The 10,514-nt window shown below is 67.0% G+C and carries 9 protein-coding genes; 6 read left to right on the plus strand and 3 right to left on the minus strand.

Annotated elements, in window-relative coordinates:
- Positions 1-21: 21 nt before the first annotated feature.
- From IT779_RS27085 to IT779_RS27095, 3 genes are all read right to left on the minus strand, one after another.
- Positions 22-486 (minus strand): peroxiredoxin, encoded by a 465-nt coding sequence (locus tag IT779_RS27085; RefSeq protein WP_196152267.1) that lies wholly within the window; start codon positions 484-486, stop codon positions 22-24.
- 75 nt (positions 487-561) lie between these two features.
- A complete protein-coding gene (locus tag IT779_RS27090) occupies positions 562-984 on the minus strand; it encodes a DUF3052 domain-containing protein (protein ID WP_196152268.1) in 423 nt (140 codons plus the stop codon).
- Between the two features lie 159 nt (positions 985-1,143).
- Positions 1,144-1,701, minus strand: coding sequence for a hypothetical protein (locus IT779_RS27095; protein ID WP_196152269.1), 558 nt, complete (start codon positions 1,699-1,701; stop codon positions 1,144-1,146).
- Between the two features lie 207 nt (positions 1,702-1,908).
- Here IT779_RS27095 and aceE point away from each other — a divergent pair, with 207 nt between their 5' ends.
- The 6 genes from aceE to IT779_RS27125 all read left to right on the plus strand — a co-directional run bounded on the left by aceE (position 1,909) and on the right by IT779_RS27125 (position 10,422).
- The gene (gene aceE / locus IT779_RS27100) at positions 1,909-4,806 is read left to right on the plus strand and encodes a pyruvate dehydrogenase (acetyl-transferring), homodimeric type (RefSeq protein WP_198428977.1); all 2,898 of its coding nucleotides are present in this window, start codon (positions 1,909-1,911) and stop codon (positions 4,804-4,806) included.
- A 44-nt stretch (positions 4,807-4,850) separates the two neighbouring features.
- Positions 4,851-6,152 (plus strand): PucR family transcriptional regulator, encoded by a 1,302-nt coding sequence (locus IT779_RS27105; protein ID WP_408637803.1) that lies wholly within the window; start codon positions 4,851-4,853, stop codon positions 6,150-6,152.
- Positions 6,153-6,281: 129 nt separating this feature from the next.
- Positions 6,282-7,196 carry an ACP S-malonyltransferase gene (locus IT779_RS27110; protein ID WP_196152270.1) on the plus strand — a complete coding sequence of 305 codons (915 nt, stop codon included), beginning with the start codon at positions 6,282-6,284 and terminating at the stop codon, positions 7,194-7,196.
- A 120-nt stretch (positions 7,197-7,316) separates the two neighbouring features.
- Complete coding sequence (gene acpM / locus IT779_RS27115; RefSeq protein ID WP_196152271.1) at positions 7,317-7,616, plus strand: meromycolate extension acyl carrier protein AcpM; 300 nt, start codon at positions 7,317-7,319, stop codon at positions 7,614-7,616.
- 10 nt (positions 7,617-7,626) lie between these two features.
- Positions 7,627-8,877, plus strand: coding sequence for a KasA/KasB family beta-ketoacyl-ACP synthase (locus IT779_RS27120; protein ID WP_196152272.1), 1,251 nt, complete (start codon positions 7,627-7,629; stop codon positions 8,875-8,877).
- Positions 8,878-8,988: 111 nt separating this feature from the next.
- Positions 8,989-10,422 carry an acyl-CoA carboxylase subunit beta gene (locus IT779_RS27125; RefSeq protein WP_196152273.1) on the plus strand — a complete coding sequence of 478 codons (1,434 nt, stop codon included), beginning with the start codon at positions 8,989-8,991 and terminating at the stop codon, positions 10,420-10,422.
- The last annotated feature ends 92 nt before the right edge of the window (positions 10,423-10,514 follow it).

Raw genomic sequence — 10,514 nt, forward strand, 5'->3', positions numbered from 1 at the left:
GCGGGATTCCGACGGTGCGGCTTATGAATCTAGCGCGGCGAGCGCTTTCTCCCAAGCCGCCTGGTCACGGGCTTCTCCGGGGCCGTTCATCTCGGCGAAGCGGATGACGCCGTCCTTGTCGACGACGAAGGTGCCGCGGTTGGGGAAGCCGGTTTTGTCGTTGAAGACGCCGTAGGCCTGGGCGATGGCGCCGTGCGGCCAGAAGTCGGACAGCAGCGGGAAGATGTAGCCCTGTTCGGCGGCCCAGATCTTGTGGGTGGGGGGTGGGCCGACGGAGATGGCGAGGATCTCGGCGTCGTCGTTCTGGAATTTGGGCAGTTCGTCGCGGACCTTGCAGAGTTCGCCCTGGCAGATGCCGGTGAAGGCGAGCGGGTAGAAGACGATGAGCACGTTCTTCCGGCCGCGGAAGTCCGACAGCGTGACTTCCTGGTTGTTCTGGTCCTTGAGTGTGAAGTCCGGTGCGACAGTGCCCACTTCGATCGGCATACGCTCATCCCTCCAGCAAGTCGGGTTCCTGCCGGGCGATGAGACCATCGCCCGGCAGGAACCATAGCGAAACGATCAGCGCTGCTTCGACGGAGCCTTCGGTTGTACGAGCCGAGACCCGATCCACGAGCCGAGGCTGATCGCGGAGGTCTGCGTCAGACCCGCCGTTGGCGCGGCTTCGGCGATCTCGCTCGGATCGACATGGCCAGGCTGACCGGTCTTGGGGGTGAGGACCCAGATGAAGCCGTCGTCGGCGAGCGGGCTGATGACTTCCATCAGCTCGTCGGCCAGATCGCCGTCTTCCTCACGCCACCACAGCAGTACGGCGTCGACGACCTCATCGGAGTCCTCGTCCACCATTTCGCTGCCACTGGTGTCTTCGACATCGGCCCGCAGGTCGTCGTCGGTGTCCTCGTCCCAGCCCAGTTCCTGGACAACCATGCCGTGAGTAATGCCAAGCTTCTGAGCGTAGTTCTGCGCGTCCGCCGCGGCGACCACGGTGGTGTCCTCCTCAACTCCCGACAGTAGGTAGTTGCAAGCGAACATGGTTATCGGCCCGAGCGCAAGCCGATAGGCCGAAATGCCACCGTATGTCGCGCGGCGACCTGTGCGATCCCAGTGCGTGGGACTGCTCGGGGCGGTGCGCCGCGCGGTGGCTCAGCGTTTCGGGCACGCGTCGCGCACCGCGTTGCGCGCGTCGTTGACCCGTCTGCTGGCGTCGTTGAGCGGCCCGACCTGAGCGGTGTAGCTCATCTTCCGCGTCTCGGCGGCCAGCGCCCTGGCGGCCGCGACGTATTCGGTGAACTTGGCGACCAGATCCTCGGGTAGGGCGCCCGCCGCGTTGTCGACGCCGGCCTGCACCTTGTTGGCGGCGTCTTCGAGGACGGTGACCGCGTTCTCACGTTTGGCCGCGTATTCCGGTGAGTTCGAATCGTGCGCGTCGACGAAATCGTTGTACGCCTTCACCCCGGCGCCGGTGGTGGTGGTGAATTGCGCGCAGTTGTCGGTGATCGCCTGGGCCACGGCTGCGGCGCGCCGCGACGACGTGGCCGCCGCAGAGGATGCGGCGGCTTCGGTTTTGTACGAGGCTAGATCCGTGGCGTTCGGGTTGGCGGTTCCCTCGATCCGATCCGCGCATCCCGCGACGGTCAATCCGGTGGCGACCGCCGCGGCCGCGCACACCAATCCGAACCCGCGTGGGTCCAGCACCTTCATCGTCCTCCCCGCTCGTGCGGAAAAACTTCCGGGTAACCCATTGCCGAGGAAACCGTACTGGATTTCCTGCTGACATGATGACCGGGGACGCACCTTCGGCCAGGATGGGAGGTGCGCCAGAACCGTCGTAACGGGTGGTGCGCCTACCAGCGCTCCGCCCGGGGAAACAGACGCCATCTTTGTCCACCCCCTGTACGAGGAGCAGCTTTGACCGACGTGATCAACTCGTCCGCTCCAGCGAAATCCGCTGGCACCGATTCCGGCCCCGCATCGAACGGGGCGCAGGCGCAGCCCGCGGAGCGGGTCAGGGTGATCCGCGAAGGTGTGGCGTCCTACCTGCCCGATATCGATCCGGAGGAGACCAGCGAATGGCTCGAATCCTTCGACGAGATGCTGGATCGTGAAGGGCCGGGCCGCGCGCGCTACCTGATGTTGCGCCTTCTGGAACGCGCCGGTGAACGCCGTGTTTCGATTCCCGCGCTGACTTCCACCGACTATGTGAACACCATTCCCACCGAGAACGAGCCGTGGTTTCCCGGCGACGAAGAGGTCGAGCGCCGCTTCCGCGCCTGGATCCGCTGGAACGCCGCGATCATGGTGCATCGCGCGCAGCGTCCCGGAATCGGCGTCGGCGGCCACATCTCGACCTACGCGTCCTCGGCGGCGCTCTACGAGGTGGGTTTCAACCATTTCTTCCGCGGCAAGGATCATTCCGGCGGCGGCGATTCGATCTTCGTCCAGGGACACGCCTCGCCCGGTATCTACGCGCGCGCCTTCCTCGAGGGCAGGCTCACCGCCGGGCAACTCGACGGATTCCGGCAGGAGTACAGCCACGGCGGGCCGGGACACGGTTTGCCGTCGTATCCGCATCCGCGTTTGCTGAACAATTTCTGGGAATTCCCGACGGTGTCGATGGGAATCGGCCCGATGAACGCGATCTATCAGGCCAGGTTCAATCACTATCTGCACGATCGCGGCATCAAGGACACCTCCGATCAGCATGTGTGGGCGTTCCTCGGCGACGGCGAGATGGACGAGCCGGAATCGCGCGGTCTGGCGCACGTGGCGGCGATGGAGGGACTGGACAACCTGACCTTCGTGGTCAACTGCAACCTGCAGCGCCTCGACGGCCCGGTCCGCGGCAACGGCAAGATCATCCAGGAGCTGGAGTCGTTCTTCCGCGGCGCGGGCTGGAACGTCATCAAGGTGATCTGGGGCCGCGAATGGGACGCGCTGCTCGGCGCCGACCGCGACGGCGCGCTGGTGAACCTGATGAACACCACGCCCGACGGCGATTACCAGACCTACAAGGCCAACGACGGCGCCTATGTCCGCGATCACTTCTTCGGCCGTGACCCGCGCACCAAGGCGCTGGTGCAGGATCTGTCGGATCCCGAGATCTGGAATCTGAAGCGCGGCGGCCACGACTACCGCAAGGTCTACGCCGCCTACGCGGCCGCGATGGCGCACAAGGGCCAGCCGACGGTGATCCTGGCCAAGACGATCAAGGGCTACACCCTCGGCAAGCATTTCGAGGGCCGCAACGCGACGCACCAGATGAAGAAGCTGACGTTGCAGGACCTCAAGGACTTCCGCGATCTGCAGCGCATCCCGATCTCGGACGCCGAACTGGAGAAGGACCCCTACCTGCCGCCGTACTACCATCCCGGTGTCGAGACGCGGGAGATCCAGTACATGCTGGACCGGCGCAAGGCGCTCGGCGGTTTCCTGCCCGAGCGGCGGTCCGTGGCAAAGTCTCTGCAACTTCCCGGCGACGAGGCGTATCAGTCGGTGCGCAAGGGTTCGGGCAAGCAGCGCGTCGCCACCACGATGGCGCTGGTGCGGCTGATGAAGGAGCTGCTGCGCGACAAGGAGATCGGCAAGCGGATCGTGCCGATCATCCCGGACGAGGCCAGGACCTTCGGTATGGACTCGTGGTTCCCTTCGTTGAAGATCTACAACCGCAACGGTCAGTTGTACACATCTGTCGACGCGGAATTGATGCTTGCCTACAAAGAGAGCACCGTCGGGCAGATTCTGCACGAGGGCATCAACGAGGCGGGTTCGACGGCGTCGTTCACCGCGGCGGGCACCTCGTACGCCACCCACGGCGAGCCGATGATCCCGCTCTACATCTTCTACTCGATGTTCGGATTCCAGCGCACCGGCGATGGACTCTGGGCGGCGGCCGATCAGCTCGCGCGCGGATTCGTGCTCGGAGCAACCGCCGGGCGAACCACGCTGACCGGTGAGGGCCTGCAGCACAACGACGGGCATTCGCTGCTGTTGGCCTCCACCAACCCGGCCGTGGTGACCTACGACCCGGCCTTCGCCTTCGAACTCGCCCACATCGTGCGCGACGGTCTGCGGCGGATGTACGGCGGCGGCGCGACCCCGGCGCACCAGGCCGCCTTGCCGGGCACCGAGACGGTGCGCCGACCGGAGGACAACTTCGGCGGCGAGGACATCTTCTACTACATCACCCTCTACAACGAGCCGTACCAGCAGCCCGCCGAGCCCGACGGCCTGGATGTCGATGGTCTGCTCAAGGGTCTCTACCTGTACAAACGCGGCGGCGAGGGCGATATCCGCGCTCAGATCCTGGTCTCCGGGGTCACCGTGCCCGACGGTCTGCGCGCCCAGGCGCTGCTGGCCGACGAGTGGGGTGTGCAGGCCGACGTCTGGTCGGTGACCTCGTGGGGCGAGTTGCGCAAGGAGGCGCTGGCCAAGGAGATCGCGGCGCTGCGCGATCCGGGCGCGCGGGTGGAGAGCCCCTATGTCACCGAGGCGCTGTCGAAGGTCGACGGCCCTTATATCGCGGCCACCGACTGGATGCGGGCGGTGCCGGATCAGGTGCGCAAGTGGGTGCCGGGCGATTTCACCACGCTCGGCACCGACGGATTCGGGTTCTCCGACACCAGGTCGGCGGCTCGCCGGGTGTTCAACGTCGACGCGCAGTCGATCGCGATCGCGGCGCTGGAAGGGCTGGCCCGCGCGGGTCGCATCGACAAGGCGCGGGTGCTCGCGGCGGCCGACCGGTACCGCATCGGCGACGTTGACGCCGCGCCGAAGTCGGCCGCGAGCACCGAGGAAGAACTGGCATAGCGGACTATTGAGTGGTGGATCGTAAACCGCCGCGGCCTCGTCGGATCTCCGAGGGCTCATCCGAGCACGAGGTGTATCTGCCGACCGGCGCGCTCTCCCCGAACCGGCAGAACCGCGACCCCCTCCCGGACACGCTGCTCAAACGCGTGAAGCAGTTCTCGGGGCGACTGTCCACCGAGGCGGTCGGGTCGATGCAGGATCGGTTGCCGTTCTTCGCCGATCTGGACGCCGCCCAGCGAGCCGGTGTGCAGATGCTGGTGCAGACCGCGGTGGTGAACTTCCTGGAATGGCTCCAGGACCCGGACAGCGACATCCGGTTCAGCCTGGACGCCTTCCAGGTGATCCCGCAGGATCTGGCGCGGCGGCTGACGCTGCGCCAGACCGTCGACATGGTCCGAGTGGCCATGGAGTTCTTCGAACAGTGGCTGCCCGCGCTCGCGCGCAACGACAGACAGCTGGTCGCGCTCACCGAGGCGGTGCTGCGATACGGGCGTGAGCTCGGCTTCGCGGCCGCCTCGGTGTACGCGAGCGCCGCCGAGTCGCGCGGCGCCTGGGATACTCGGCTCGAGGCGCTGGTCGTCGACGCCGTGGTGCGTGGCGACACCGGTCCCGACATGCTGTCGCGGGCGGCGACTCTGAACTGGGACGCCACCGCGCCCGCGACGGTACTGGTCGGCACGCCGCCGGGGGATCAGGGCGTGTCGATGGTCGGCGCGGTGCACACCATCGCGGCGCGGCACGGTCGCGCGGCGCTGGCCGTCGTGCAGGGTTCGCGGCTGGTGATGGTGGTCAGCGGCAATCTCGGTGAGGCGGGCTATGTCTCGCCGTTCCTCGGCGATCTGCTCGGCGAGGTGTTCTCCGAGGGGCCGGTCGTCATCGGTCCGACGGTGCGCACGTTGGGCGCCGCGCATGCCAGCGCCGTCGAGGCGTTGGCCGGGATGGAGGCCGTGGTGGGGTGGCGGGGTGCGCCGCGTCCGGTCCATGCGGCAGAATTGCTGCCCGAACGCGCCCTGCTCGGCGACCGTGCGGCGGTGGACGCGTTGAACGAGTATCTTGTGCTCCCGTTGGCGGCGGCCGGTTCGGCGCTCGCGGACACCCTCGACGCCTACCTCGATTGCGGCGGAGCCGTCGAGACCTGTGCGCGTCAGCTGTACGTCCATCCAAATACGGTTCGTTACCGACTCAAGCGCATAGGCGAGATAACGGGGCGTGATCCGATGAATCCTCGTGACGCGTACGTGCTCAGAATCGCGTCGACAGTAGGTCGTTTGACACGAACTCGTAACGAATCGTCAACACCGGCATCAGAGGTACCTCACATCCCAGTGGGTTCCGAGGGGATGTAACGGATCCGGCGAATCGGTCGATCGAGGCGGTCCCACATGGCTTTTTGTGGGACCCCCACAAAGAGCGTCTGAAAGCTTCATTCGCGTCGACATCTCGTGCGGGCCACCTCACAGTGTTTTCTTAGAGGCGTGATCGCGTTGCTCGCCCCTGGACAGGGGTCCCAGACACCCGGCATGCTCGCGCCTTGGCTCGACCTTCCCGGCGCGGGAGAACGCCTCGCTCTCTGGTCGAAGGCCGCAGGCCTCGATCTGGTCCGACTCGGCACAACGGCCACCGCCGACGAAATCGTCGACACGGCCGTCACCCAGCCGCTGGTGGTCGCCGCCGCGCTGCTGGCGTTCGCCGAAATCGAGCCGAACACACTTCCGGCGGATACCATCGTCGCCGGACACTCGGTCGGTGAATTCGCCGCGGCCGCGGTCGCGGGCGTCATCTCGCCCGACGACGCGGTGAAGCTCGCCGCCATCCGCGGCGCGGAAATGGCGAAGGCCTGCGCGGCGGTGCCGACCGGAATGTCCGCGGTGCTCGGCGGCGACGAAGCCGCCGTACTCGAACGGCTCGCCGAACTCGATCTGGTTCCGGCCAACCGCAACGCGGTCGGGCAGATCGTGGCGGCGGGCAAGCTCGAAGCCCTGGCCGAACTCGCGGCAGCCCCGCCGGAGAAAGCGCGTGTGCGCGCGCTTCCCGTGGCGGGCGCGTTCCACACCGCGTTCATGGCTCCGGCTCGGGACGCGGTGGCCGAAGCCATCGGGCGGATCGCCCCGAACGAGCCGACGCGCGTGCTGCTGTCGAATTTCGACGGTCAGCGGGTCGCGTCGGGTCGGGACGCGATCGACAAGCTCGCGGCGCAGGTCACCAACCCGGTGCGCTGGGATCTGTGCACCGAGACCGTCCGCGCCGCGGCGGTGTCGGGGGTGGCGGAACTGCCGCCCGCGGGCACCCTGGTCGGCATCGCCAAACGGGAGCTGAAAGGTACCCCGAATCTGGCGCTGAAAACTCCCGACGACCTCCCCGCTTTGGCCGGGCTCGCGAGTTCCGGCTAGTTTCCTCCGCGGCGGCACGACCAAAACCGTGCGGTCACGACGGAACCGTGGTAACCAACTGCGGCTTCGACCCGAAATAAACATAGAACGCCCTACAAGAAACGAGAAGGGAGCCACAACGTGGCCGCTCTGACCCAGGAACAAATCGTCGAGGAACTCGGCAAGATCATCGAAGAGGTGACGGGCATCGAACCGTCCGAGGTGACCATCGAGAAGTCCTTCGTCGATGACCTGGACATCGACTCGCTGTCCATGGTCGAGATCGCGGTGCAGACCGAGGACAAGTACGGGGTCAAGATCCCGGACGAGGATCTCGCGAGCCTGAAGACGGTCGGCGACGCTGTCGGCTACATCCAGAAGCTCGAGGCGGAGAACAGCGAAGCCGCCGCGGAGCTCAAGGCCAAGTTCGACGGCGAGTAGGGCCGAAACAGTGACCACTCCTTCCACCTTGAACGGGAATTTCCCCAACGTCGTCGTAACAAGCCTGGCGGCGACCACGTCGATCGCGGGTGACGTCGATGCGACGTGGAAGGGACTCCTCAACGGCGAGAGCGGTATCGACGTTCTCGAGGATTCCTTCATCGAGGAATACGACCTTCCGGTCCGCATCGGCGGCCACCTGAAGGTACGGCCTGACACCCTGCTGAGCCGGGTCGAATGTCGGCGCATGGCCTACGTGGAGCAGCTCGCGACCATTCTCGGTCGCGAGGTCTGGCGCAACGCGGGCAGCCCCGAAGTCGATCCCGAGCGGCTCGGTGTCGCCATCGGCACCGGACTCGGGGGCGGCGACGCCCTCATCGACTCGGTCGACAAGCTGAAGAACGGCGGCTATCGCAAGATTTCCCCGCTGGCTGTTCAGATGGTCATGCCGAACGGTCCGTCGGCCGTCGTCGGTCTCGAACTGAAGGCCAAGGCAGGAGTGGTCACTCCGGTCTCGGCATGCTCATCCGGCTCCGAGGCCATCGCCAACGCGTGGCGAATGATCGTGATGGGTGACGCCGACATGGTCGTCACCGGCGGCGTCGAAGGTTTCATCGACGCGGTGCCGATCGCGGCGTTCACCATGATGCGCGCCATGAGCACCCGTAACGACGATCCGAGGGGCGCCTCGCGTCCGTTCGACTCCGATCGCGACGGATTCGTGTTCGGCGAAGCGGGCGCCCTCATGGTCATCGAGACCGAGGAGCACGCCAAAGCGCGCGGCGCGACCATCCACGCCCGCCTGTTGGGTGCGGGCATCACTTCGGACGGCTACCACCTGGTCGCACCGGACCCCGAGGGCAGCGGCGCCGCGCGCGCCATGACCAGGGCCATGCAGACCGCCGGGCTGACCGCCAAGGACATCACCCACATCAACGCCCATGCCACCGCGACGCCGATCGGCGACACCGCCGAGGCGAAGGCGATCAACAAGGCCGTCGGCAACCACGCCTCGGTCTACGCGCCGAAATCGGCACTCGGACACTCGATCGGCGCCGTCGGCGCGCTCGAATCCGTGCTGACCGTGCTCAGCGTCCGCGACGGCATCGTGCCGCCCACGCTGAACCTGGAGAACCAGGATCCCGAGATCGACCTCGATGTGGTGCACGGTGAAGCCCGCCGCCAGGAGATCGAATACGCGATCAACAATTCCTTCGGCTTCGGTGGGCACAATGTGGCGCTCGCCTTCGGTCGCGCATAGCCGCTCGACCGACTGCACAACGAACCGGCGGGGGCTGGAAATCGCCCCCGCCTGTTCGACATTCGCAGCCGCGGTAGCGGCGCAAGACATTGATTGAGGAGAGTGAACGCGATGACAATCATGGCACCCGCGTTTCAACAAGAGACTGCGACGGACCCGCGTGACCCGCTGGGCAGGCTCCAGCGCTTCTTCGATCCCGGCACGGTTCTACCGCTACACCCGCGTGACAAGTCCGGTGTGCTCGCGGCAATCGGCGAGGTCGACGGCGTTCGCACCGTCGCGTACTGCTCCGACGCCACCGTCATGGGCGGCGCTATGGGTGTCGAGGGCTGCAAGCACATCGTCGACGCCATCGACACCGCCATCGACTCCGGCGTTCCCGTCGTCGGCATCTGGCATTCCGGCGGCGCGCGGCTCGCGGAGGGCGTCGAGGCGCTGCACGCGGTCGGCCTGGTCTTCGAGGCCATGGTTCGCGCGTCCGGTCTCGTCCCGCAGATCTCGGTGGTGCTCGGTTTCGCGGCGGGCGGCGCGGCCTACGGTCCCGCGCTCACCGACATCGTGATCATGGCGCCCGAGGGCAGGGTCTTCGTGACCGGCCCCGACGTGGTGCGCAGCGTCACCGGAGAGCAGGTCGACATGGTCACCCTCGGTGGCCCGGAGACCCACGGCAAGAAGTCGGGCGTCACCCACATCGTCGCCGACAGCGAATCCGATGCCATGCATCGCGGCCGCAGGCTGGTGTCGATGTTCGCCGAGCAGGGCACCTTCGATCTGGTGGCCGCCGAACACGGTGACGTCGACCTCAAGGCGTTGCTGCCGGAATCGGCCAAGCGCGCCTACGACGTGAAGCCGCTGGTGCACGAGCTGCTCGACAACATCAACGGCGAGTCCAGCTTCGAGGAACTGCAGGGCGGCTACGCGCGCAGCATGGTCACGGGCATCGGTCGCCTCGGCGGTCGCACCGTCGGCGTGCTCGCCAACAACCCGCTGCGCCTCGGCGGCTGCCTGAACTCCGAGAGCGCCGAGAAGGCCGCGCGTTTCGTTCGCCTGTGCGACGCGTTCGGCATTCCGCTGATCGTGATCACCGACGTGCCGGGCTACCTGCCCGGCGTCGGACAGGAATGGGACGGCGTCGTGCGCCGCGGCGCGAAACTGCTGCACGCCTTCGCCGAGGCGCGGGTGCCGCGGGTCACGCTGGTCACCAGGAAGATCTACGGTGGCGCCTACATCGCGATGAACGCGCGTTCGCTCGGCGCGACCGCCGTCTACGCGTGGCCGGGTTCCGAGGTCGCCGTCATGGGCGCCAAGGCCGCGGTCGGCATCCTGCACAAGAAGGCGCTGGCCGCCGCGCCGGAGGAGGAGCGGGAGGCGCTGCACGAGCGTCTCACCGTCGAGCACGAGAAGATCGCGGGCGGCGTCGAGCGCGCCATCTCGATCGGGGTCGTTGACGAGGTCATCGACCCGGCCAAGACCCGCAGCACGATCGCGGCGGCGCTGGCCGCCGCGCCTTCGCGCCCCAGCCATCACAAGAACATCCCGCTGTGATCGCCTTCGCGTGAGCTGACAAGCGAGTGCGGCCGGGGGGGGGGGGGCCGCCCCCCCGGGCGCCCCCCCCCCGGCGGGGGGGGGGGCAGGGG

The organism is Nocardia bovistercoris (genome assembly GCF_015674855.1).
Taxonomy (GTDB): domain Bacteria; phylum Actinomycetota; class Actinomycetes; order Mycobacteriales; family Mycobacteriaceae; genus Nocardia; species Nocardia bovistercoris.

Bases quoted from the DNA above. Each gene is read 5' to 3' on its own strand.
- IT779_RS27095 (WP_196152269.1), bottom strand. From the start codon at position 1,701: ATGAAGGTGCTGGACCCACGCGGGTTCGGATTGGTGTGCGCGGCCGCG.
- IT779_RS27085 (WP_196152267.1), bottom strand. From the start codon at position 486: ATGCCGATCGAAGTGGGCACTGTCGCACCGGACTTCACACTCAAGGAC.
- IT779_RS27125 (WP_196152273.1), top strand. From the start codon at position 8,989: ATGACAATCATGGCACCCGCGTTTCAACAAGAGACTGCGACGGACCCG.